This window comes from Schauerella aestuarii, assembly GCF_009866805.1.
GTDB lineage: Bacteria > Pseudomonadota > Gammaproteobacteria > Burkholderiales > Burkholderiaceae_B > Schauerella > Schauerella aestuarii.
The window spans coordinates 523,661-547,435 of the sequence record NZ_SIZW01000040.1 but is presented as its reverse complement, the minus strand read 5'-3'; the positions used below and the strand labels follow the sequence as shown (position 1 = coordinate 547,435).

Genomic DNA, 23,775 nt, shown 5'->3' with positions numbered 1-23,775 from the left:
TACCCCTCTAACAACCATGAACGCGCGCTTCGCGTCGCGTCATTGTGCCCAGGAGCAATTCTCATGAACGAACTTCGTCCTTCACCCTTCAACCGTGCCGGTGCGCCCGCTGGGGCCGCTGGCGAGGTCGTCCGCAACCGCGTGTTGCGCAATACCTATTGGCTGCTCGCGCTTTCCCTGATTCCCACGGTACTCGGCGCGATGGTCGGTCTGTACACCGGTATCAACCGGGTCATGGGCGCGAGCCCCGGCATGTCAGCCATCGTCTTCCTGGTCGGCGCGTTCGGCATGATGTTCGCGATCGAAAAGAACAAGGACAACAGCCTCGGCGTCGTTCTGCTTCTCGCCTTCACGTTCTTCATGGGCGTCATGTTGTCGCGCATGCTGGGCTTCGTGTTCGGCATGGGCAATGGTGCGCAACTCGTGATGACGGCGTTCGGCGGTACTGCCGTGGTCTTCGCCACGATGGCCACCCTGGCCAGCACCATCAAGCGCGACTTGTCGGGCATGCAGAAGTTTCTGTTCATGGGCGCGGTGGTGATCCTCGTTGCCGCCCTGGCCAATATCTTCCTGCAATTGCCGGCCCTGATGCTCACGATCTCCGTGCTGGCCGTGGTGATCTTCTCGGCATTCCTGCTGGTCGATATGCAACGCGTGATCAATGGCGGCGAAACGAACTACGTTTCGGCTACGCTCGCCATCTACCTGAGCGTGTACAACATCTTCTCGAACCTGTTGATGCTGCTCGGCATCTTCGGCGGCGATCGCGAGTAACGGCACCTTCACGGCATCGCTTGCGATGCCGTACAAGCTGACGGAAAAGGCCTGCTCCTCATGGAGCAGGCCTTTTTAATTGGCTGGAGATATTGGGCTGGCACGTGTCGGCTCGCGAATGCTGACTGGCGGTTGAGGGATCGGCTCGCTTTAAACGCGGATTGCTTCGGGTTCCGCTTGCTTCGGGTTTCGCTTGCTTCGAGATCGGATTGCTCTGGCCCCGGCTTGCTCTGGGCTGGCCCCACCTACTGCGGCAAATGCCGCTGCAGATCCAGCAATACCTGCCGGGTCGACAGTGGCCGACCGGCCAATTGTTCCGCGAGGCGCTCGCGCAAATCGCGGCGCAACGCTGGTTCCTTCGCAGGATCGTCGAAATCGGGCGCTTCGGCGTCGATGCCATAGCCCGTCTCGCGCAACAATGTCCACTCAAACCGGCGCAGGGCGCTGGACGCACGCGTGCCCAGGGCAAGTTGCTCGAGCGCCATATCGTAGGCGTCGAAGAGCACCGGATGGGCGTCTTCTCGCGGCAAGAGCCGCAGGATCAACTCGTTCATGTACCAAGCCGACATCAACGATGGGCCCATCAAAGGCCGGATGCCGGCCGTCTCGGCGCGCGTGAGCGTCTTGACTTCATTGGACCCCGTCCAGGACAGGGCCAGGGGCTGAAATGCCGACAGCACCGGCCTCAGGACCGAGAAAGGACGTTTTGCGCCCTTGGCCACCATCGCCACACAGCCGTGATCGCGCGAAAATGCCTGCACGATCAGGGAGGTCTCCCGCCACGGGGTGGCGTGGAGCATATAGGCGAAGCTGTCCTGGACGCGGTGCGCCCTTCTACTCATCGGCTGTCCGTTTACTCATACCCCAGGTCGCGCAGCGCGCTTTCCCGGTCGGACCAGCCCTTACGCACCTTGATGTACACCTCGAGGTGCACCGGCTTTTCAAGCAGTTTGACCATATCCTGGCGGGCTTCCGTCGCAATGCGCTTCATGTGCTCGCCACGCGCACCCAGCAGAATGGGCTTGTGACTGTCGCGCTCGATCACGATGCAGGCGGCGATATGCACCCCCTTGTTCGTTTCTTCCCACTGCTCGATCACGACGGTGCAGCCGTACGGCAACTCGTCACCCACCAGACGAAAGATCTTCTCGCGGATGAGTTCGGCTGCGATGAAGCGCATCGGCCGATCGGTAAGCGTGTCCTCTTCGAACATCGCTTCACCCTCGGGCAACCGCGCCGCGATCTCGGTGAGCAGCGGTTCCAGCTGCTTGTTTTTGACTGCGCTCACCGGAATGACCGCACCGAACGGATGCAAGGCCATGATCTTCGAGACGAAGGCAAAGAGGTCGTTCTTGCTTTTGAGCTGATCGATCTTGCTGATGGCCAGCACCGTGCGCTCGGGGGACGGCAGCAGGGGCAGCAACTTGGCATCGCCTTCGGACCATTTGCCGGCTTCGACCACGTGCACGGTGACGTCGACCTGCGACAGGGCTTGCGTGACCACACGATTCATCATGCGGTTCATCGCGCCCCCGTGGCGGGTCTGAAAACCGGGGGTGTCTACAAAAATGAATTGCTCGTGCTCGCGCGTCAGCACCCCGTGGATGCGATGGCGCGTGGTCTGCGCCTTGCGCGACACGATGGAAATCTTGCTGCCGATCAGGGCGTTGAGCAGCGTCGACTTGCCCACGTTGGGACGGCCGACGATGGCTACGAAACCGCAGCGGAAAGGCGTATCGCTCATTTGTTCTCTTGAATGACGGCCACGGGCAAGGACAACTGCGTCGTCTTGCGTGACCGGCTGGCTTTTTTAGCCGGGCGGGCGGGCGTTTTGGCCTGGACGGCTTCCAACGCCAGTTTGGCGGCCGACTGCTCGGCGGCGCGACGGCTCGATCCGGCAGCCGTTACAGTGATCTCAAGCGCCGGTACGGCGCATTCGACCTCGAATTGCTGGCTATGGGCAGCGCCATGGGTGGCGATGACCGTGTAAAGCGGCAGCGCCATTTTACGGCTTTGCAGGGTTTCCTGAAGCAGGGTTTTGGCGTCCTTGCCGAGCGTGGCGGGATTCATGGTTTCGAGCACGGGCGCGTACTGACGCGCCACCACCCGGCGCGCCTCATCGAACCCCGAATCCAGAAAGACCGCGCCAAAAAGCGCTTCAACGGTATCGGCCAGGATGGACGGACGGCGAAAGCCGCCGCTTTTCATCTCACCCTCGCCCAGCCGCAGATGCTGCGAGAGCCCCAACTGGGTGCCGATATCGGCGAGCGACGCCTGCTTGACCAGATTGGCGCGCAAACGCGACAGATCGCCCTCATCGATGGCGCCGTAGCGTTCGTAGAGGATGGCCGCGATGACGAAGTTGAGCACCGAATCGCCCAGGAACTCCAGGCGTTCGTTATGCCGCGCGCCGTGGCTGCGGTGAGTCACCGCCTGCTCGAGCAGCGCCTGGTCCTTGAACCGGTACTCGAGCTGGGCTTCTAAGGTGTAGAGCGCCATGTTCAGTTGAAGCGACCGATACGGCCCAGATCGCTGAAGTTCATCCAGATGAAAAAGGCTTTGCCGACGATATTGCTCTCGGGCACGAATCCCCAATAACGGCTATCGGCACTGTTGTCCCGATTGTCGCCCATGGCGAAATAATGCCCTTCCGGCACTTTACACCGGACGCCCGCGCGCGAGTATTCGCAGTTGCCCATATGGGCGAATTGCCAGATCGGACCGTAATCCTGTCGGCGCTCGGGGTCGAGCAGGATCCGGTGTTCGGTGTCGCCGAGCTTTTCGGTGAACTGCGCGATATAGGACACGCGATCGGGTTCGTAATAGTCGCCGTCGCGGGTGTGCGCCACGACCTGCCCGTTGACGTACAGGGTCTTGTCCAGATAAGCGATATCGTCGCCCGGCAATCCCACCACGCGCTTGATGTAGTCCACATTGGGATCGACAGGATAGCGAAACACGAACACGTCGCCGCGCTTGGGCTCGCCGATGTCGACGACCTTCTTGTCGATGACCGGCAGGCGCAGACCGTATGTGAATTTGTTGACCAGGATCAGGTCACCCGACTGCAGCGTGGGCAGCATCGATCCCGACGGAATGCGAAACGGCTCGACCACGAATGAGCGCAGCACGAACACGAACAGAATCACCGGGAAAAAGCTGACTGCGTATTCGATCCACCACGGCACGCGGCCCACGTTGGCCACCACTTCACGCCGGTGCGCTTCGCGCGCAGCGGGATCGGCGGTGGCGGGCGATGCCGCCATGGCGGCATCCACGCGACGCTTGCGAGCCGGACGCAGGACGAGCAGGTCCAACGCCCACAGCACACCGGTCACCACCAGCAGCAAGAACAGAATCAGGGCAAAGTTCCAGCTCATTCCCAACCGCCTTTATTCAACACGATACGACTCACTTGTCTTCGACTTGCAGAATGGCCAGGAAGGCCTCTTGAGGGATCTCGACGCTGCCGACCTGCTTCATACGCTTCTTGCCGGCTTTCTGCTTTTCAAGCAGCTTCTTCTTCCGGCTGATGTCGCCGCCGTAGCATTTGGCCAGCACGTTCTTGCGCAGTGCCTTCACGTTTTCACGTGCAATGATTTCGGCGCCGATGGCGGCCTGGATCGCGACGTCATACATCTGACGCGGGATGAGCGCACGCATGCGCGACACCACGTCGCGCGCGCGGAAACGGGCATTGGCACGGTGAACGATCACCGCCAGGGCATCCACACGATCGCTGTTGATGAGCAGATCGACCTTGACCACATCGGCCGTGCGATATTCGAGAAACTCGTAATCCATCGAGGCATAGCCCCGCGAGACCGACTTCAGCTTGTCGAAGAAATCGAGAACGATTTCCGCCAACGGCATCTCGTACACCAGATGGACCTGGCGGCCGTGATAGCTCATGTTCATCTGATTGCCGCGCTTGTTGTTGCACAGGGTCATCACCGGACCCACGTACTCTTGCGGCATGAACAGCGTGACCGTGACGATCGGCTCGCGAATCTCTTCGATGTAGCCCACTTCGGGCATCCGCGACGGGCTTTCGACGCTGATGACTTCGCCATCGCGCTTGACCACCTCATACACCACCGACGGCGCAGTGGTGATGATGTCCATGTCGAATTCGCGCTCCAGGCGCTCCTGCACGATTTCCATGTGCAGCAAGCCCAGGAAGCCGCAACGAAAGCCGAAACCCAGCGCCTGCGACACTTCGGGCTCGAACATGAGCGCGGCGTCGTTGAGCTTGAGTTTTTCGAGCGAGTCGCGCAACTGGTCGTACTCGCTGCTTTCGACCGGATAGAGCCCGGCGAACACCTGCGGCTGCACTTCCTTGAACCCGGGCAGGCTGGTGGCGGCTGGCTTGCCGGCCAGCGTAATCGTGTCGCCCACCTTTGCGTGGGCCAGATCCTTGATCCCGGCGATCACGAAGCCCACGTCGCCCGCAGAAAGATGCGGCCGCGGCTGCGACTTGGGCGTGAACACACCCACTTGTTCGCAGAGGTGCGTGACGCCTGCAGCCATCAACAGAATCTTTTCTTTCGGTTTGAGCGTGCCATTGACGATACGCACCAGCATGACGACGCCGACGTAGTTGTCGAACCACGAATCGATGATCAGCGCCTGCAGCGGCTCGTCGACATTGCCTTTCGGCGGCGGGATACGCGCCACGACGGCTTCGAGGATCTCGTCGATGCCCATGCCGGTCTTGGCGCTGGCCAGGATGCCATTGGAGGCATCGATGCCGATCACGTCCTCGATCTCCTGGCGGGCGCCTTCAGGATCGGCCTGCGGCAGATCCATCTTGTTCAGCACCGCGACCACTTCCACACCCAGCTCGATGGCGGTGTAGCAGTTGGCCACCGTCTGGGCCTCGACGCCTTGAGACGCGTCGACCACCAGCAGTGCGCCTTCGCAGGCCGACAATGACCGGCTGACCTCATACGAGAAGTCGACGTGCCCCGGTGTGTCGATCAGGTTGAGCGCGTAGATCTTGCCGTCCTGCGCCTTGTACTGCAAAGCGGCGGTCTGCGCTTTGATCGTGATGCCGCGCTCGCGCTCGATATCCATCGAGTCGAGCACCTGGGCCGACATCTCACGGTCGGCCAGGCCGCCACAGCGATGGATCAGGCGGTCGGCGAGCGTCGACTTGCCGTGATCGATGTGGGCGATGATGGAGAAGTTGCGGATATGCTGCATGGGCCGTATGGGTAATACGACAAAGCGGGTGCCAACACGGCACGCAGCTCTGCCGAAGCAAATGATGTCGTCGCACAAAAACAAGGGGGGCGCCTTGCACCCCCCTCGTTGCAACCAGGCATTTTAGCCGGAGTTGTCCAAATGTGGCGCCGGGTGCGTCAAGGCGCCGGCTTGATCAATACCCATTGGGTCTGATCGGCACGTCGAACGAGAAGCGCAGCCGCCTTGGACTTGTCCAGTCCGGCGACCAATTTGGCAAATTGATCGACGCCGGTGACATCGGTCTGGTTGATCGCCATGATGATGTCGCCCGCCACCATACCGGCGGCGCCGGCCACACCCTGGGCTTCGCGCACCTGCACGCCGCCCTTGATGCGCAATTTCTTTTGCAGCTCGGCGGGCACTTCGGTCACGGTCAGGCCCATCACATTGGGCGCTTCCTTGACGGGGGCAGCTTTTTCTTTCTCGGCTTCAGCAGTGGCCGCCGCAGGCAGCTCGGCCACGGTCACGTTGAGCGTCACCCGCTTGCCACGGCGCCACACGTCCATCGTCGACTTGGTGCCGGGGCGCGTTTCGCCCACCACGCGCGGCAGATCCGACCAGCGGGCAATTGCGTGGTCGCCGAACTTCAGAATGACGTCACCCGGCTGCACGCCAGCCGTATCGGCCGACCCGCCCGCCTGCACGCTGCTGACCAGTGCCCCCTCGGCCTTGGGCAAACCCAGTGCATCGGCGACTTCCTTGCCGACTTCGCCGATCTGCACGCCGATCAGGCCCCGCGTCACGCGGCCATTGGTGCGGAGTTGCTCGACCACGCGCATGGCCTCGTCGATCGGAATGGCCAGCGAAATGCCCATGAAACCGCCGCTGCGCGACACGATCTGCGAGTTGATGCCCACGACCTGACCTTGCATGTTGAGCAAGGGGCCACCCGAGTTGCCGGGGTTGACGGCCACATCGGTTTGAATGAACGGCAGGTATTCGCCGGTATCGCGTCCGATGGCGCTGACGATACCCGAGGTCACGGTCGAATCGAGACCGAACGGCGAACCGATCGCCAATACCCAGTTGCCTTTCTTGAGCGTGCCGGGATTGCCGATCGGCAGCGTGGCCATGTCCTTGGCCTCCACCTTGATCAACGCCACATCGGTGCGCTCGTCGGTACCGATCACCTTGGCCTTGAACTCGCGGCCATCGGTCAACGTCACGTAGATATCCGTGGCTTCGCTCACCACATGATTATTGGTCAGGATATAGCCATCTTCCGAGATGAAGAAGCCCGACCCCACACCGCGCGGCACGATACGGCCCGAGCCCTGCCCTTCGGGAGCGGGCGTGCGGCGGGGCACCACGCCACGCGGGGGCGACGGCTGACCCGGCGTGGCTTCATCGCCCGGACCTTGAAAGTCGGGGCCGAAGAACCAGCGGAACAATTCATACGGATCGGCGCCACCACCCGGGCCTCGCCCAGGACCCATGCTGCCGCGCGTGGGAATGGTGGCAGTGGTGCGGATATTGACGACCGCCGGATCGGCCTTCTCGACGATGGTCGTGAAATCGGGCAACGTGATCGTGGGGCCGGCCGCCGGCGACGCAGGCTGCACCTGCTGTTGGGCGTAGGCGGTGGGCAATGCGGCGCCACTGGCCAAGGCGGCCGTCAGAATCGTGATTACTGCGCGGCGCATCACAGGCGTCGTCGTCATCTTCGGGTGCATTGCGGAACTCCGGTAGTAAAACAACTGGCGATCGAACGCCAGTGTGCAGGACAACTCAAGGCGCGGGAAGCGGAACGTATTCCGTCTGCTCGGCCACCTGACGCAAGGTTTCCATGGGCACTTCGCCCAGGGCGGTCAGCCAGAAATTCGCAATGCGCGTGCCGAAGACGTTGATCGCGCCCTGGCGTTCGCCGCCTTCGGGCCGCTGGCCATGCATCTGCGGATCATAAGGCTCGATAAAGACCGAGATCGCCGCGAGCCCATCGGACAGCACCATCTGACTCACACCGCCGCGCTTCATCTTGCGCCCCACCTGCATCACGCTCACAAAGCCCGGCGGCGCCGGAACGCGCCAACCCTTGGCGGTGAGGTCGACCGGTGTCATATCGGTTTGCTGCACTTCCCAATCGCGGGTTTCCCAAGGCGACTTGAGCGCATCGGACTGAATACCCGCGCCGATGCGCAGCGACGTGAAAATGACCTGCTCGACCACCGCCTTGTTGGCAGTGACCGTTTGCGCTTTCACAAGCAGATTGGTTTCGGTATCCGCGCACAGGCGATAACCGTAGCGCAGACCATCGCGCGGCTCGATCAGAATCAATCGGCATTGACGACCCGCCACGCGATGCATTTTCTCATCGGCGCGGATATCGTAATGATTGGCCAACCCGGCAGGATCGCCCAGCAACAGGCCGGGAAAACGATCGCCGCGGCGCCGTTCCAGACGTACGGTTTTGCGCTCCGGCATCAGGCACTGCACGTCGTCGTTGTGACGCAGATATTCCCGCGGTTGCCCGTCGAGCACCTCGAGCCGTTCGCGCTCGCCAGTGCCATCCAGCATATGCACGATGCGTGACGATTGCGTGAACTCGCCCTGGCTGTACACGAAGACACCCGCATAATCGAGCTTGCGCGCCGCCTGCTGAATGCGTGCGAGCAATGCAACCGGATCGTCTGATGTGGCAACGCGGGTATCGGCGGCGAAGCCGATGCACAGATGCATGGTCAACAAGGCGCCGAGCGTGGCGGCCGCGATGCCGGCACGTCCGCGCCCGCGTGTTCCGGTTTCCCCGGAAATGTGCTGACGCCTTACCGGCCAACGCACAAGGGAAAGCAACGCCATCAGCGCCCCATCCCGGCTTCGAACGACACCTGGCGCACGGCGCTGGGGCCGGCCATCTGGCGATGGGCTTCAAGATAGTCGCGCAGGCCCGCGTCCATCGGTGCCGGGCTGCTGGCGTCGGCCAGAACTTGCCCGCCACCGGTGCGCACACCCGGCTCAAAGTAGGGCTGAGCGACCCACACCACCGTGGCCACAGCGGCCGCCACGGCAAAGCCGGAAAACCCCATGCGCCAGGGCATGCGCCGGCGCGGGGCGGCCACGATCGGCAGCTCGGCGTCGAGCGCGCGCGACAGACGCGTCTGGAACGCATCCGTGGGGGTGATGGCGAGATCGCGGCTGCGCATGACGTCGCCGATCAAATGATAGGTATCCCACGTATCGCGATGGCGATGCATGAGACCTGCGTCGAGTTCTTCCTCGCCAAACGCGTCGCCGTCCATCCATGCGGACAGAAGTTCTTTATTGCTTGGCGTTTGGGCGGCAGGGGTTTGCGTAGCGGTTTGCATGATTCGGCTCCTTACCAGCGACGCTCGGCATCGGTGCCAAGCAAGGGACGCAGCTTTGTGGCGATCGCTTCTCGCGCGCGAAAAATACGCGACCGCACCGTACCGATCGGGCAGTCCATAGTTTGGGCGATATCTTCGTAACTCATACCTTCCATCTCCCGCAGGACGATGGCGGTACGCAATTCCTCGGGCAAGGCCTGGATGGCGGCATTGACCGTTTGGGCGATCTCACGGCTGGCATACTCGGATTCGGGCGTGCTGTTGTCTGTTAGGTTGTCGGTTTCGTTAAAAGTTTCACCGTCTTCCGTTTCGAGCGCATTTGGTGCGCTCGGCCGCCTGCCCGACGACGATAACCAGTTTCGCGCCGTATTGATCGCAATGCGATAAAGCCAGGTGTAAAACGCGCTGTCGCCCCGGAACTGAGGCAATGCGCGATACGCCTTGATGAACGCTTCCTGCGCCACGTCCTCGATCTCGGAAGGGTCGCGAATCATCCGCGCCAAAAGGCGCATGATCTTGCGCTGGTACTTGAGGACCAGCAGATCGAACGCCTTTTTGTCGCCGCGCTGGACGCGGGCGACGAGTTCGGCATCGGCTTCGCGTTCGGAAGTCATGCGAACTCCGCTTCGCGCGCGGGCCTGGCGGCCCACACCGCCACACTGACACACAGCTTGCGCCAACGCTCGGCCGACAATCGGCCCCGTCTGACAGTAAACGACAAGGTGCGCGATTCGCCCTCGCCTACCGGCGTCAAGCGGTGCACGGCGGCATGGAAGGTGAGCATGCCACCGGCACGCACACACCGCTCGATATCCACTGCACGCCAAGTGCGGCCCTGACGGACCTGCCACGTGCCGCGCGGCAATACACGGACGGCGCGCACTACCGGTGTGCGCGATCCGCGCGCTTGGACGTATCCAAGGTACGCGGCTGCGCCGGCGACTGCCGCGATGCCGAGGGCCCAGGCGAGCGGCGTAGCCGTGTGCCATACCGACCAGGCCATGGCGGCGACGGCACTGGCCGCGATGCACGCGCCCAGCACGCGCCAAGCCAACACGGCACGGACCGGCGCGGTTACCACGGGCTCAAGACGGGGGGTACGCGACACGCGTCAGACCCGGCGAACAGCCATCGAGCCGTTGGTGCCGCCAAAACCGAACGAATTCGACAACGCCACCTCGATCTTCATCTCGCGCGCCTGGTTGGCGCAGTAATCGAGATCGCACTCGGGATCTTGATTGAAGATGTTGATCGTGGGCGGTGAAATCTGGTTGTACACCGCCAGCGTGGTGAATACGGCTTCGATGCCGCCCGCAGCGCCCAGCAAGTGCCCGGTCATCGACTTCGTCGAATTGACGGTGAGCTTCTTGGCGTGATCGCCGAAAGCGAGCTTGAGCGCTTCGGTTTCGTTCTTGTCGCCCAGCGGCGTCGAGGTGCCGTGCGCGTTGACGTACGACACTTCATCGGCATTGATGCCGCCATTGCGCAGGGCATTGGCCACGCCGCGACGGGGACCATCCTTGTCCGGCGCCGTGATGTGATGCGCATCCGAGCTCATGCCGTAACCGGCCAGCTCGCCGTAAATGCGCGCGCCGCGCTTCTTGGCATGCTCGTACTCTTCGAGCACCAGTACGCCTGCGCCCTCGCCCAGCACGAAGCCGTCGCGATCGCGATCCCAGGGACGCGAGGCGGTTTGCGGATCGTCGTTACGCGTGGAAAGCGCGCGCATCGCCGCGAAACCGCCAATGCCCAAGGGCGACACGGTCGCTTCTGCGCCGCCGGCCAACATGACATCGGCGTCGCCATACTCGATCAGACGGCCGGCATCGCCAATGCAGTGCAATCCGGTCGTGCATGCGGAGACGACCGCATAGCTGGGACCTTTCATGCCGAACATGATCGACAATTGACCGGAGATCAGATTGATCAACGAACCGGGCACGAAGAACGGCGAAATGCGGCGCGGACCACGCGCCAGATATTCGGTTTGCGTATCTTCGATGCGTGGCAGGCCGCCGATACCCGAACCCACCAGGACGCCGACGCGATCCGCATTGGCTTCGGTGATTTCGAGACCGCTATCGCGCCAGGCTTGCACGCCGGCAGCAAGGCCGTAATGGATAAACGTATCCATCTGGCGCGCTTCTTTGGCGGGCACATATTCGGTGATGTCGAAATTCTTGACTTCGCCTGCGATGGTCGTCGTTAACGGCGACGGATCGAAACGCGTAATACGGTCGATGCCGGATCGTCCGTTGACGATATTGTCCCAAGCGCTGGAAAGGTCGTTCCCTACGGGAGAAATGACACCCAATCCGGTGATGACGACACGTCGCTTCACGGATGACTCCTAATCAGACAAAAGAAAGGCGGTTCCGCTTCCGATACGAACAAGACAGGACCGGTGCACAGAGATGAATCCCGTTGCACCGGCATGCCGCGCTCGCGCAGACACCAGAATCCGCCCCGAATCGGGAGTGACGAACGCCGTGGCGCTCGCCCTCCGCGACCATGCATAGATGGCTTATTGCTTACCGTGCGAATTGATGTAATCAATCGCTTGTTGCACGGTCGTGATCTTCTCAGCCTCTTCGTCGGGGATCTCGGTCTCGAATTCATCTTCGAGGGCCATGACCAGCTCGACCATGTCGAGCGAATCGGCACCGAGGTCGTCAAGGAAGGAGGATTCGTTCTTGATCTCGGCTTCGTTCACGCCGAGTTGTTCAGCGACGATCTTCTTGACGCGCTGTTCGATGCTTTCCATGCAACTCTCCAATTGGGAAAAATCCCGCGAATTATAGCCAAGCGTGAAGGAATGCAAATGCTTGGCCATGATTAAAACAGCTTTGCGCGGCGCCGATGCTCATTAAAGGTGAGCAAAACGTCCGCCTGCAAGGCCTCCGAAGGCCGGAACCCCCTGGATCGCACACGCCCTGAGGCTTCTCGCGACCCGTCGGTTCCGACGACTTTACATATACATTCCGCCGTTGACGTGCAACGTCGAGCCCGTAATGTACCCTGCGCCCGGTCCGGCGAGGAAAACGACTGCTTGTGCGATGTCGTCGGGTGCGCCCAAACGACCCAGCGGAATCTGCTGCAACAGCGCCGTGGTCTGTGCTTCACCCAGTGCGCGCGTCATGTCGGTATCGATAAAACCCGGTGCCACACAGTTGACGGTGATGTTGCGGCTACCCAACTCTCTGGCCAACGCGCGCGCCATGCCCGCCACGCCAGCCTTGGCGGCGGCGTAATTGGCCTGGCCCGGATTGCCGCTTTCACCCACGACCGAGGTCACGTTGATGATACGCCCCCAGCGGGCCTTCATCATGCCGCGCAGCACGCCACGCGACAGGCGGAAAACCGCCGTCAGGTTGGTGTCCAGCACGGCGGACCAGTCTTCATCTTTCATGCGCATCGCCAACGTATCCCGCGTGATGCCGGCATTGTTGACGAGGATATGCGGCCCGCCGCTCTCTTTGCCAAGCTGGTCGAGCAGCGCATCGGTTGCCGCGGCATCGGTCACGTTGAGCACCACGCCGCGACCGCCGAATGGCGCCAGGGTATCGTTGATGCGCGCCGCGCCCGATTCCGAGGTGGCGGTGCCGATGACGGTGGCGCCCTGGCCGGCCAAAGCCAGCGCAATCGCCTGGCCGATACCGCGGGTTGCGCCCGTTACCAGCGCCGTCTTGCCGGCGAGCGGCTGTTGTTCTGTGGTCATCTTATTTCTCCGAAACCGCGGCCAGCGCGGCGTCAAGCGAAGCCGGGTCGGTAATGGCCAACCCGATGAGATTGCTGCCGATACGCTTGGTCAGCCCGGTCAGCACCTTACCCGGACCGCATTCGATGATGTGCGTCACGCCACGCGCTTCCATGGCTTGAATGGTTTCGACCCAGCGTACGGGATGCCAGGCTTGACGCACCAAGGCATCGCGAATGGCGTCCGGCGCATCGGGCGTGGCGACATCGACGTTGTTGAGCACCGGAATGCGCGGCGCCTGCACGTCGACCTCGGCCAATGCACGGGCCAGCACTTCGGCCGCGGGACGCAGCAGGCTGGAGTGAAACGGTGCGGACACCGGCAACATCAGGGCGCGCTTGGCGCCAGCGGCACGGGCCGCTTCGCAAGCGCGTTCCACCGCGGCCTTGTGGCCGGCGATCACGACCTGAGCAGGCGCATTGAAATTGACGGCCTCGACGATCTGACCTTGCGCAGCAGCGGCGCATGCGGCGATCACGGCGGCGTCGTCCAGTCCGAGCACGGCGGCCATGCCGCCCTCGCCCACCGGCACGGCCGCCTGCATCGCATCGGCACGGATGCGCACCAGGCGCACGGCATCTTCGAGCTGCAACGCACCGGCAGCGGTAAGCGCGGCGTACTCGCCCAGGCTGTGACCCGCCACGAGGGCAGGCGCCGGACCACCGGCGGCCGTCCATGCGGCAAATACGGCCGCTCCGGCCGTCAGCATCGCCGGCTGGGTATGCGTGGTGAGGTTGAGCTGCTCGGCCGGGCCTTGCGCGATCAGCGCGGCAACGTCTTCGCCCAAGGCTTGATTGGCGCGCGACAGCACGTCGGCCACGGCGGCGTTACCCGCCCAGGCGTCCAACATGCCGATCGATTGTGAACCCTGACCCGGAAAAACGAATGCAAATGTCATGTCGAGCGATAACCGATAAAGGAATTTTCGAAAAGATGTCACGCCAGGCCGCCACCGGACGGATCGGCGGGGCCGCGGCACGCGTGCATCACGCGCCGCTCGCGGCCATTACATCTTGGCGAGCACGGAGCCCCAGGTGAAACCGCCGCCCACACCTTGCAACAGCACGGTGTGCCCGGCCTTGACGCGACCGTCGCGGCGCGCCGCGTCCAGCGCCAGCGGCACGCTTGCCGCAGACGTATTGGCATGCGTATCGACCGTGACGATCACCCGTTCGAGCGGCATATCGAGCTTGCGGGCGAGGAAATTGAGAATGCGCACATTGGCCTGATGCGGGATCAGCCAATCGACATCGGACAAGGCAATGCCGGCATCCTCGCATACTTTGCGGGCCGACTTGTCCAACACGGTCACTGCCTGCTTGAAGACGGCCTGGCCGTCCATGCGCAGAAACGGATCGCCCGTCACTTCGCCATAGGCCACATTGCCCGCCGCACACAGAATATGCGTCTGGCTGCCGTCGGCGTTCAGTTGAGCGGCGATGATGCCAGGCTCGTCCGACGCCTTGAGCACGACGGCACCCGCACCGTCGCCGAACAACACACACGTGCCGCGGTCGTTCCAATCCAGGATACGGGAGAACACTTCGGCGCCGATGACCAATGCGCACTTCGACCGGCCGGCACGCACGAAGCTGTCGGCGGTTGTGAGCGCATAAACAAAGCCGCTGCACACGGCTTGCACGTCGAAGGCGGCCGCGCCTTTGGCGCCGATTTCGGCCTGCACCAGGCATGCCGTGCTGGGGAAAACAAAATCGGGAGTGGAGGTGGCGACGATGATGAGGTCGACATCGGCCGCCGTCACGCCGGCATCTTCAAGCGCGTGGCGCGCCGCCTGCGTGGCCAATGCGCTGGTTGTGACGCCGCGCTCGGCAAGGTGGCGTTGACGGATACCGGTACGCTCGACGATCCACTGATCGGAGGTCTCGATGCCGCGCTCGGCCAGTTCGGCCGCCAGCGCGTCGTTGGAGACGACACGTTCGGGCAAGAAACTACCCGAGCCCGCAATGACAGCGTAGGTCATGGTTCGATCCATGTTGTAGGTGTTACGGCGAGACGGTGTCGCCGACGGCGGGCGGCAGTGCCGGAACGACAGGCGGCACCTGCACGCTGCGCGTCAGTTGCGCCACCGCTTGCGCTGTGCGATCCAGCAGTTTACTGGCAACGGCCTCGCGTGCGCGTTGCAGCGCAAACCCGAATGCATAGGCGTCGGCCGAGCCATGGCTCTTGATGACCACGCCGCGCAGGCCCAGCAAGGCTGCGCCGTTGTACTGCCGATTATCGACGCGCTTGCGCAGCCGGTTGAGCACGGGGCTGGCGATCGCGCCGGCGATGAGCGTCAACAGGTTGCGCTTGAATTCTTCACGGATGATGCTGCTCAACATCTTGGCCAGCCCTTCGACCGACTTGAGCACCACATTGCCGACGAAACCGTCGCACACGACGACGTCGACGGTACCTTTGAAGATATCGTCGCCTTCGACATTGCCGTAAAAATTGAGGGGACTGGCCCGCAGAAGCTCGGCGGCTTCCTTCACGACTTCGTTGCCCTTGATGACTTCTTCGCCAATGTTGAGCAGCCCCACACTGGGCCGCTCACGATGGTCGACCGTCTGGGACAACGCCGACCCCATGATGGCGAATTGCAGCAAGTGCTCGGCCGTACAGTCGACATTCGCGCCCAGATCGAGCACGGTCGTTGCCCGACCGAGTTGATTCGGGATCGAGGTCGCGATTGCCGGACGATCGATGCCGTCCAGCGTCTTGAGCACATATCGCGAGATCGCCATCCACGCGCCGGTATTGCCTGCAGACACACAGGCGTCGGCGCGCCCATCCTTGACCGCTTGAGCGGCAAGGCGCATGGACGAGTCTTTTTTGCGGCGCAAAGCGATCTCGACCGAATCGTCCATTTCCACGACCTCGGTCGCGGAGACGATTTCGATCCGCTCGCGCGGCACGTCGCTCTCGAGGGAAAGCGCCTGCTCGATCTCGGCCGCACGCCCTACCAGCAACAAAGCGGTATCGGGAAAGCGGCGTGCGAATGCAAGCGCGGCGGGCACGGTGACGGGCAAGCCAGCATCGCCGCCCATGCAATCAATCGCAATACGTATCACGGCATTACTGCATCAGCGGAAGTGGCAGCCCAGCACGACGCCGGGACAGACGATCGCCCTTTCAAGGCGACTTATTCGTCGGCCTTGGTCTTGAAGATCTTGCGGCCACGATACACGCCGTTGGGGCTGATGTGGTGACGCAGATGGGCTTCGCCCGTCGTCGGCTCGATGGCCGTCGGGGGATTGACCAGAAAATCGTGCGAGCGGTGCATACCGCGCTTGGAGGGGGACTTCTTGTTTTGTTGAACGGCCATGATGACTCCTAGAAACCGGGCGCATTGTACGCGAAGCGCCCGATAATGATCTCAAAGTTTTTGCTTCAGGTTTTCCAGCACTGCAAACGGCGACTTTCTGGGCGCCGCTTCTTCGGGTTCGTCGTCGGTTTCCACCAACGGCGCATCCGGACACACGTCATGCTTGGGTACGAACGGAATGCTCAAAAGCAATTCGTCTTCGACCAAAGCCAATACATCGAAACGATGCGAACCGACGATTTTTTCAGGCGCTTCGAGCTCCTCTTCATCGTCGGATTGCAAGCCCAGACCCACATCCTCGGCATCGAGCTCATTGGCGGACTGCACCAATTGCACCATGACCGATGTGTCGACCGGGTAAACGAACGGCATCAGGCAGCGCTGGCAAATCAGCAGCGGGCGCGCCTGGATGTGCAACGTCAGCAACGACTGACCCGCGCTATCCTTGCTGCCTTTCGCCGACCACGAGACGGCTTGTCCGCCATCGCCCGCTTGCTCGGGAAGATCTTCGATCACCCGGGAAAAACGGACGATGGGCAGTGTGCCCTCGACCTGCGTACCCTCACGCGCCAAAGCAAAGACGTCGATGCTCGTGCCGTGTTCACCGGACTTTCGCCCCGACCCGCGGCCCGTCTTTCCTTCATCCATGTATTTGCCTTGTGTGTTGCATGACAGCGAGCCGCCCGCCGGAGTCGTCAGCATTTCAGCCAAACCACCTCCAGCCAACTGGCCAACCCATTCGTATACGCGATACGCTCACGCAATCTGTTGCGCGGCTGGAAGGCGCGATTCAAAGGCCTGGCGCAAAACCCATCGGCTTCGCACCTCAACCTTCTTACCTCAGCTTTTTTACCTTCCCGAGCGCAGCCTCGATGAGGCGAGCGGTCGATGTTCTCGCACGTCGTGTTTTCACACTTATGCGAAAATGCCGCGGAAAACGATAGATGATACTTCGGAGCGAAGCGCAGCGTCAAACGCCACGCGACCCTGCTCCGTGATATCGCCGCCCGCGCGCCTCCTTCCGTACTTGATCAGGCTACTTCTACGCATGTCTCTCGAATCGCCCCGCCTCATTCTCGCCTCGTCATCCCGCTATCGCAGAGAGATGCTTGGACGCCTCGGCATCCCCTTCGCCAGCGTGGCACCAGATGTGGACGAAACGCCACACTCGGGCGAACCGCCGCATGCGCTGGCACTCAGATTGTCGATCGAGAAAGCGCAGACGGTGGCCAAACGCTATCCCGGCGCGATTGTCATCGGCTCGGATCAGGTCGCCACGATCGACGGTGCGCCGCTGGGTAAACCCGGCAATTTCGAGCGCGCCCGCGAACAATTGCGCAGCATGTCCGGGCGCACGGTAGACTTTCACAGCGCCCTGGCAGTGACGGACGGCGAGCAGATCGAGCATGCCGATATCGTGACCCACTGCCGCTTTCGCAAGTTGAGCGAGGCGGCGATCGAGGCCTATCTCAACAAAGAACAGCCTTACGACACGGCCGGCAGCGCCAAGGCCGAAGGCCTGGGGATCGCGCTCATGAGCGGCATGACCAGCGATGACCCTACGGCCATCATCGGATTGCCGCTGATCGCGCTGACGGGCATGCTGGCGCGTTTTGGACTGGATCCATTGCTGTTTGCCGCGCAGCCGCTGGCACGCACGCCAAAGGCCCCGTTGTGAGCGCCGGCCACCTTCACCTCATTCCCGTCAGCCTGGGTGAGGCGCCAGTCGATCGCTGGTTGCCTGCCGATGTGCGCACGCTTGCCGGCCGCCTGGAAATCTATATCGCCGAAAACGCCAAGACCGCGCGCGCCTTTCTCAAGCAGATCGGCACCGTACGCCCTCTACAGGAAATCACGGTGCATACGCTGTCCGAGAAGACGGATGAGCGCGAGATCGCAGATTGGCTCGCACCGCTCTCGGCCGGCCGCGACATCGGACTGGTGTCGGAGGCCGGTTGCCCAGCCGTTGCCGATCCGGGTGCGCGTGTGGTGGCGGCAGCGCACCGCGCTGGGCTAACGGTACGGCCCTGCGTGGGCCCCTCCTCCATCCTCCTGGGACTCATGGCAAGCGGCCTGGATGGCCAACGCTTTGCGTTTCACGGCTATGCGCCGATCGATGCTGCCGAACGCGCCAAGCAGTTGCGCACGTGGGAAGGGCTTTCCGCACGCGGCAATCAAACGCAGATGCTGATCGAGACGCCCTATCGCAATGCCGCGATGTTCACCACACTGCTCGCCGCCCTGCGTGGCGATACGCGCCTGTGCGTGGCACGCTCGCTCTCGACCGATCTCGAATACGTGGCCACCCGCACCGTAGCGGAGTGGAAAAAGGCGCCCGCGCCTGATCTTGACAAGCAGCCGACATTGTTTTTGTATCTGGCAAAGCCGGCATGATCGCGGGCAACACATCTGCCTTCCTCACCTGGCGGACGATCAAGGGCGCCACGAGGGGCGCGTTGGCCGCCCCGGGCTCCACGAGGGGCGCCTTGGGCACCTTGAGCACCTTAAGCACCTTGGGCACCTTGAGCGCAATTGGCTGGGCCAGCGGGCGCCGGCACGCGCGCGCCGTGCGGCCGGCACTGGCCCTGGCCGCGCTAGCGCTGCTCGCCGGCTGCGCCAGCGCCCCGAAAACAGTGCCGCTGGATACGTCGATCACCGCACAGGGACAGAACAGCCGCGTGCGGTACATCATGCTGCACTACACGGCGGGCGATACGGCGCGATCATTGAAAGTGCTGTCGCAAGGACAAGTGAGCTCGCACTACCTGATCACCGACGATCGGGCGCCGAAGGTCTATCGGCTGGTCGATGAGACGCGCAATGCCTGGCATGCGGGCGATGGCTCCTGGTACGGCCAGTCGTGGCTGAACACGAGCTCCATCGGTATCGAAATCGTGAACATGGGCCCGATCGGCACCCAATGGCAGCCCTATTCGGATGCCCAGGTGACCTTGCTGATTCGTCTGATTCGGGAGATCGCTGCCCGGCATGATGTCAAACCGCAGCACATCATCGGGCACAGCGATGCCTCACCCCAACGCAAGACCGACCCCGGCCCCGCTTTTCCCTGGCAGAAGCTCGCGCAGGCCGGTATCGGCCGCTGGTACGACACCAACACGGTGGCGCAGTTCTCGGCCAATCTGGCGCAATCGGGTTTGCCGGACGTACTCTGGTTTCAGCGCGAGCTTACGCGCGTGGGATACGCCGTACCGCAGCACGGCCAACTCGACCGAGCCACGATCAATGTGTTGGCCGCGTTTCAAATGCACTATCGGCCGGCGCGCTACGACGGCCAGCCCGATATCGAAACGGCTGCGATCTTGTCGGCACTGGAGTAAGGGCGCGGCAGTAAAACGCGCGTGAGGAGGCGTGCCGGGGTTCGCCGCGGCGCTCCACGGTGCACCGCCGTGCGGCACCATGTGCGGCCGTGCGGTGCCGCCTCAGTGATCACCTCAGTGGCCACCGCAGTGGCCGCCCTATTGCGCTGCCGCGCGATTGCGCAACCACACGACCACGCGAAAGCCCAGCAGCACAGCCAGAATGCCGGCATAAATGCTGGGCTCGAAAAAGTCGTTCTTGCCGGCCTTGTGCCACCAGTAATGCAGCACGACGAGCCCGCCGATCAGATAGACGGCGCGGTGCAGTTTCTGCCACCGCTTGCCCAATCGTTTCATCCACCCCTGTGTGGACGTCGCGGCCAGCAGGCACAGCAGAACGAAGGCGGCAAATCCCACGGTGATGAAGGGCCGCTCATACACGTCCTGGAGCATCAGGCCGGGATCGAGCGCGCGGTCCCAATACACCCACGCCGCGAAATGCAACGCGGCATAAAAAAAGGCAAACAGCCCGCACATCCGCCGCAAGCGCACCAGACCGGGCTGCTTGAGCATTCGGCGCAAAGGGGTAATCGCCAGTGTCACCATCAGGCAGACGATGGCCCAGGTGCCGGATGACCGCGTCAGGAATTCCACAGGATTGGCAGTGAGCCCGTCGTGGGTCCCCAACCAGACCCAACGCATGACCGGATAAAGACCCAACAAAAACAGCAGTGGCTTGAAGCGGCTGATGGTTTTTGCCGACCAATTGGGCGACGCCGGACGTGCGGCCGCGGCAGAGGCGCGCGGAGCAACGCCATCAGGCCGCGACACGTCGGAACGCACGATTTTTTCCGCCACGGTGCGCTCAGTAGTTTTGCTTCAAATCCAGGCCGGCATAGAGCGACGCCACCTGGTCGCCATAGCCGTTGAACATCAAGGTTTTACGCTTTGGTGTGAACAGGCCGTCCTCGCCGATGCGGCGCTCGGTGGCTTGACTCCAACGCGGATGAGGCACATTGGGATTGACGTTGGCGTAGAACCCATACTCTTGCGCGGCAGCCTTGATCCAGGCTGTTTTGGGCTGTTCGGACACCAGGCGAATCTTCACGAGCGATTTGGCCGACTTGAACCCGTACTTCCAGGGCACCATCAAGCGCAGCGGCGCGCCGTTTTGATTGGGCAACACCCGACCGTACACACCGAACGCCAACAAGGTCAACGGATGCATGGCTTCGTCCAGGCGCAGGCCTTCCACGTAAGGCCAGCCCAATACGCCGGATCGCACCCCCGGCATCGTATCGGGCTGCACGGCGGTCACGAACTCGACGAACTTCGCGTTGCCCGTGGGTTCCACCTGCTTGAGCAGCGCCGACAGCGAATAGCCCACCCAGGGGATGACCATCGACCAGCCCTCTACACAGCGCAGCCGATAGATGCGCTCCTCCATCGGGGCCAGCTTGAGCAACTCATCGATATCGAAGGTTCTGGGTTTGCCGACCTCGCCCTCGATACTGACCGTCCAGGGGCGCGTCTTGAGCTTGCCGGCGTATTTCGCGGGGTCACCCTTGTCCAGGCCAAACTCGTAGTAGTTGTTGTAGGAGGTGACGTCCGAAAACGGCGTCTGCTTCTCCATCACCGAAAACTGGGGATTCGGGGTGGCTTGCAGCACCTCGCCCGTGGGACCATCGGCGGCGAACGCCTGGCGCCCGCTCAATCCCCCCACCCCGACCGCCGCAGCCCCTGCACCCATGCGCAGCATCCATTCGCGACGCGCGTGCCACACGGCTTCCGACGTTATTTCTGACGGCAGGACATCGCCCGGTTTCTTGATCAGCACGGTCCATCTCCCAGTCGCGCACGCCTTGCTGCCTGCGCTGTAATTACGGTTCTAGCCAAAGCATGATGCCGTATGACCGTCCTGGCTGGAAAGAGTTCTTCGGGCGCGAGACGCCAATGGAAACATCGTGATGGCGGCACGCAACACAATGCGTGGCGTAATCGCCCTCGGCCGTCAGCCTGCCGATACCGTGCGACCGGCGACGCGCGGCACGAGCCATTCACGCAGCTCGGCTACGTTATTGACGATCGCCTGGGGTGCGCAGGATGCCAATTCGGCGCGCGCGTGGGCGCCGTAGGTCACGGCCAACCCATGCACGCCGGCATTGGTGGCCATGCGCAGATCGTGCGAGGTATCGCCGATCATGATGACGTCCTCGGGCGGCACATCCAGCACCTCCATCAATTCGAACAGCATGCCCGGATGGGGCTTGCTGAACGTTTCGTCGGCACAACGGGTGGCGTCGAACACCGGTCGCAAGGCCGTTGCCGCCAGCGCGCGATCCAGTCCGACCCGGCTCTTGCCGGTCGCCACGGCGAGCTTGGTGCCCATGCCCGAGAGCGTGGCCAGCAACTCCATCACGCCGTCGAAAAGGCGCAACTCGGGGTCGCGCAGCAAATAATGAATGCGGTAGCGGTTCAGGAACTCGGGGAGTTGATCGTCACGCAGTTCCGGCACGGCGCTTCGCAATGCCGCCTCGAGCGACAGGCCGATGACCCAACTGGCGCTGTCATTGGAGGGCACCGGCAGATCCAGGTCGCGGCATGCGCCCTGGATGGCGGCGACGATGCTGTGCGTCGAATCCATCAGCGTGCCGTCCCAATCGAATATCACCAACGAATACGGCATGATTACAGCGACTCCAGTTTTTGTAGGACGGACAGGCACGCCGCCGGCAGCGGCGCGGCCAGGTTCAGCGGCTCGCCGGTAAGGGGGTGGGCCAGCGCCAGCGAGTGGGCATGCAGAAACATACGGCTAAAACCCTGCCGTGCAAAGGCGTCCCGCACAGCGTCATCACCGTATTTGTCGTCGCCGACGATGGGAAAGCCGCTGGACGCCAGGTGCACGCGAATCTGGTGCGTGCGCCCCGTGCGCAATTCGGCGTCGACCAAACTGTAACGGCCCAGACGTTGCTTGAGGGTGATGATCGTGTGTGCTGCCTTGCCGCTTTCATCCACCTTGACGCGGCGCTCGCCGCTCTGCGTGGTCCATTTGAGCAATGGCAGGCGAATATGCTGGCGGTCGTTCTGCCAATCGCCGCACACCAGCGCGTAATAATGCTTTTGGCTCCGGCCTTCGCGCAACATGTCGTGCAGGGCGACCAGGGCATTGCGCTTCTTGGCGATCATGAGCAGCCCCGAGGTTTCCCGGTCGAGCCGGTGCACGAGCTCGAGGAACTTGGCGTCGGGACGCGCGGCCCGCATCTGCTCGATGACGCCGAACGCGACGCCGCTGCCTCCGTGCACGGCCGTGCCGGCGGGCTTGTCGATCACCAGCATGGCATCGTCTTCGTAAACGGTGGGAAATACCGCGCCGGGCACCTTGCGCGGCGTGCCCGGCGCAGGCAAGCGCAACGGCGGAATGCGCACCACGTCGCCCTCCGCCAGCCGGTAGTCGACGGCGGTGCGGCCCTTGTTGATGCGCACCTGGCCGCCCCGAATCGCTTTATACAAATGGCTTTTTGGCACGCCCTTGCATTCGCGAACAAGAAAGTTATCCAGGCGTTGGCCGGCCTCTTCAGGACCGATCTCGATCATGCGGACAGCAGGGGAAGTATTGGGGACGGAAGTTTCTTTGCGCATCACTGAAAGCGGCATATAATCGGGCCAGCCTTCACAAGGCTGAAACAAGCCGCCTGATGTCGAGGTGCGTACCTTGCACGATCCGGCAGAATCCTGGAGTTTTCGAAGCGCCCTTTGCGCCGTCAACTCCCAGATACAGCAAGATCCTTTGCAATGATCGCAACTCCGTCTGGCGCGCGGAGCACTTATTGTACCGCCTGCCGATTTCAGCCTTTGGGTTACCCGTTAGCGTGTGTACGCGCGCCTCGACGAACACTGGCTGGCACCATTTGCCGGCGGTTCGGGCGACGCGCCGCCTCCCGCACAGGGTTGATAGCATCAGCAAGATTGCCGCATAGTTTCTATGCACCAGACTTAAAGCACCAGCCGCGCGAGGCATCGTCATTGCCGCCGCGGCTGTCGTTCTCACAG

26 protein-coding genes are annotated in these 23,775 nt (G+C 62.5%); 4 read left to right on the top strand and 22 right to left on the bottom strand.

The genetic code is table 11. From position 1 onward, the window contains the following. Nucleotides 1-63 precede the first annotated feature (63 nt). A complete protein-coding gene (locus tag EYW45_RS09360; RefSeq protein WP_161135085.1) occupies nt 64-774 on the top strand; it encodes a Bax inhibitor-1/YccA family protein in 711 nt (236 codons plus the stop codon). 245 nt (nt 775-1,019) lie between these two features. On the opposite strand, the gene recO is transcribed toward EYW45_RS09360, so the two are convergent. From recO to EYW45_RS09270, 18 genes are all read right to left on the bottom strand, one after another. Next, nucleotides 1,020-1,616 (bottom strand): DNA repair protein RecO, encoded by a 597-nt coding sequence (gene recO, locus EYW45_RS09355; protein WP_161135084.1) that lies wholly within the window; start codon nt 1,614-1,616, stop codon nt 1,020-1,022. A gap of 11 nt (nt 1,617-1,627) precedes the next feature. After that, entirely contained in the window at nt 1,628-2,518 is an 891-nt protein-coding gene (era, locus tag EYW45_RS09350; protein WP_161135083.1) for a GTPase Era, read from the bottom strand. Continuing rightward, nucleotides 2,515-3,273 (bottom strand): ribonuclease III, encoded by a 759-nt coding sequence (gene rnc / locus EYW45_RS09345; protein ID WP_161135082.1) that lies wholly within the window; start codon nt 3,271-3,273, stop codon nt 2,515-2,517. The genes era and rnc overlap by 4 nt, the downstream gene beginning before the upstream one ends. 2 nt (nt 3,274-3,275) lie before the next feature. Continuing rightward, the gene (gene lepB, locus EYW45_RS09340; RefSeq protein ID WP_161135081.1) at nt 3,276-4,154 is read right to left on the bottom strand and encodes a signal peptidase I; all 879 of its coding nucleotides are present in this window, start codon (nt 4,152-4,154) and stop codon (nt 3,276-3,278) included. A 31-nt stretch (nt 4,155-4,185) separates the two neighbouring features. Then, the gene (lepA, locus tag EYW45_RS09335) at nt 4,186-5,979 is read right to left on the bottom strand and encodes a translation elongation factor 4 (protein WP_161135080.1); all 1,794 of its coding nucleotides are present in this window, start codon (nt 5,977-5,979) and stop codon (nt 4,186-4,188) included. A gap of 158 nt (nt 5,980-6,137) precedes the next feature. Next, complete coding sequence (locus tag EYW45_RS09330; protein WP_161135079.1) at nt 6,138-7,682, bottom strand: Do family serine endopeptidase; 1,545 nt, start codon at nt 7,680-7,682, stop codon at nt 6,138-6,140. Between the two features lie 67 nt (nt 7,683-7,749). Then, nucleotides 7,750-8,817: a MucB/RseB C-terminal domain-containing protein gene (locus tag EYW45_RS09325; RefSeq protein ID WP_161135078.1), complete on the bottom strand. Its 1,068-nt coding sequence runs from the start codon at nt 8,815-8,817 to the stop codon at nt 7,750-7,752. Next, entirely contained in the window at nt 8,817-9,323 is a 507-nt protein-coding gene (locus EYW45_RS09320) for a sigma-E factor negative regulatory protein (protein WP_161135077.1), read from the bottom strand. The genes EYW45_RS09325 and EYW45_RS09320 overlap by 1 nt, the downstream gene beginning before the upstream one ends. An 11-nt stretch (nt 9,324-9,334) precedes the next feature. Then, nucleotides 9,335-9,937 (bottom strand): RNA polymerase sigma factor RpoE, encoded by a 603-nt coding sequence (rpoE, locus tag EYW45_RS09315; protein ID WP_161135416.1) that lies wholly within the window; start codon nt 9,935-9,937, stop codon nt 9,335-9,337. Next, nucleotides 9,934-10,431 (bottom strand): hypothetical protein, encoded by a 498-nt coding sequence (locus EYW45_RS09310; RefSeq protein WP_161135076.1) that lies wholly within the window; start codon nt 10,429-10,431, stop codon nt 9,934-9,936. The genes rpoE and EYW45_RS09310 overlap by 4 nt, the downstream gene beginning before the upstream one ends. Nucleotides 10,432-10,434: 3 nt before the next feature. Continuing rightward, entirely contained in the window at nt 10,435-11,664 is a 1,230-nt protein-coding gene (gene fabF / locus EYW45_RS09305; RefSeq protein ID WP_161135075.1) for a beta-ketoacyl-ACP synthase II, read from the bottom strand. A 183-nt stretch (nt 11,665-11,847) separates the two neighbouring features. Then, complete coding sequence (gene acpP / locus EYW45_RS09300; RefSeq protein WP_003813816.1) at nt 11,848-12,087, bottom strand: acyl carrier protein; 240 nt, start codon at nt 12,085-12,087, stop codon at nt 11,848-11,850. A 204-nt stretch (nt 12,088-12,291) separates the two neighbouring features. After that, nucleotides 12,292-13,041, bottom strand: a complete 750-nt coding sequence (fabG, locus tag EYW45_RS09295) for a 3-oxoacyl-ACP reductase FabG (protein WP_161135074.1) — start codon at nt 13,039-13,041, stop codon at nt 12,292-12,294. Between the two features lies 1 nt (nt 13,042). Then, complete coding sequence (gene fabD / locus EYW45_RS09290; RefSeq protein WP_161135073.1) at nt 13,043-13,978, bottom strand: ACP S-malonyltransferase; 936 nt, start codon at nt 13,976-13,978, stop codon at nt 13,043-13,045. Between the two features lie 108 nt (nt 13,979-14,086). Next, nucleotides 14,087-15,073 (bottom strand): beta-ketoacyl-ACP synthase III, encoded by a 987-nt coding sequence (locus EYW45_RS09285; protein ID WP_161135072.1) that lies wholly within the window; start codon nt 15,071-15,073, stop codon nt 14,087-14,089. Between the two features lie 10 nt (nt 15,074-15,083). Beyond that, a complete protein-coding gene (gene plsX, locus EYW45_RS09280) occupies nt 15,084-16,154 on the bottom strand; it encodes a phosphate acyltransferase PlsX (protein WP_161135071.1) in 1,071 nt (356 codons plus the stop codon). A 71-nt stretch (nt 16,155-16,225) separates the two neighbouring features. Beyond that, entirely contained in the window at nt 16,226-16,408 is a 183-nt protein-coding gene (gene rpmF / locus EYW45_RS09275; protein ID WP_161135070.1) for a 50S ribosomal protein L32, read from the bottom strand. A gap of 51 nt (nt 16,409-16,459) precedes the next feature. Then, nucleotides 16,460-17,056 carry a YceD family protein gene (locus EYW45_RS09270; protein ID WP_161135069.1) on the bottom strand — a complete coding sequence of 199 codons (597 nt, stop codon included), beginning with the start codon at nt 17,054-17,056 and terminating at the stop codon, nt 16,460-16,462. Nucleotides 17,057-17,456: 400 nt separating this feature from the next. Here EYW45_RS09270 and EYW45_RS09265 point away from each other — a divergent pair, with 400 nt between their 5' ends. Genes EYW45_RS09265 through EYW45_RS09255 form a run of 3 tightly spaced genes read left to right on the top strand, consistent with a single transcriptional unit; the run spans nt 17,457 to nt 19,746 of the window. Further along, complete coding sequence (locus tag EYW45_RS09265; protein WP_161135068.1) at nt 17,457-18,086, top strand: Maf family nucleotide pyrophosphatase; 630 nt, start codon at nt 17,457-17,459, stop codon at nt 18,084-18,086. Then, nucleotides 18,083-18,802, top strand: a complete 720-nt coding sequence (locus EYW45_RS09260) for an SAM-dependent methyltransferase (protein ID WP_161135067.1) — start codon at nt 18,083-18,085, stop codon at nt 18,800-18,802. Before EYW45_RS09265 ends, EYW45_RS09260 begins: the two co-directional genes overlap by 4 nt. Beyond that, nucleotides 18,799-19,746: an N-acetylmuramoyl-L-alanine amidase gene (locus tag EYW45_RS09255; RefSeq protein ID WP_161135066.1), complete on the top strand. Its 948-nt coding sequence runs from the start codon at nt 18,799-18,801 to the stop codon at nt 19,744-19,746. The genes EYW45_RS09260 and EYW45_RS09255 overlap by 4 nt, the downstream gene beginning before the upstream one ends. A gap of 138 nt (nt 19,747-19,884) precedes the next feature. Here EYW45_RS09255 and msrQ read toward each other — a convergent pair whose 3' ends face one another. From msrQ to EYW45_RS09235, 4 genes are all read right to left on the bottom strand, one after another. Beyond that, the gene (gene msrQ, locus EYW45_RS09250) at nt 19,885-20,568 is read right to left on the bottom strand and encodes a protein-methionine-sulfoxide reductase heme-binding subunit MsrQ (protein ID WP_328703607.1); all 684 of its coding nucleotides are present in this window, start codon (nt 20,566-20,568) and stop codon (nt 19,885-19,887) included. A 22-nt stretch (nt 20,569-20,590) separates the two neighbouring features. After that, nucleotides 20,591-21,562, bottom strand: a complete 972-nt coding sequence (gene msrP, locus EYW45_RS09245; protein WP_161135065.1) for a protein-methionine-sulfoxide reductase catalytic subunit MsrP — start codon at nt 21,560-21,562, stop codon at nt 20,591-20,593. A gap of 174 nt (nt 21,563-21,736) precedes the next feature. Continuing rightward, the gene (locus EYW45_RS09240; RefSeq protein WP_161135064.1) at nt 21,737-22,411 is read right to left on the bottom strand and encodes an HAD-IA family hydrolase; all 675 of its coding nucleotides are present in this window, start codon (nt 22,409-22,411) and stop codon (nt 21,737-21,739) included. A gap of 2 nt (nt 22,412-22,413) precedes the next feature. Continuing rightward, nucleotides 22,414-23,379, bottom strand: coding sequence for an RluA family pseudouridine synthase (locus EYW45_RS09235; RefSeq protein ID WP_202444643.1), 966 nt, complete (start codon nt 23,377-23,379; stop codon nt 22,414-22,416). Nucleotides 23,380-23,775 lie beyond the last annotated feature (396 nt).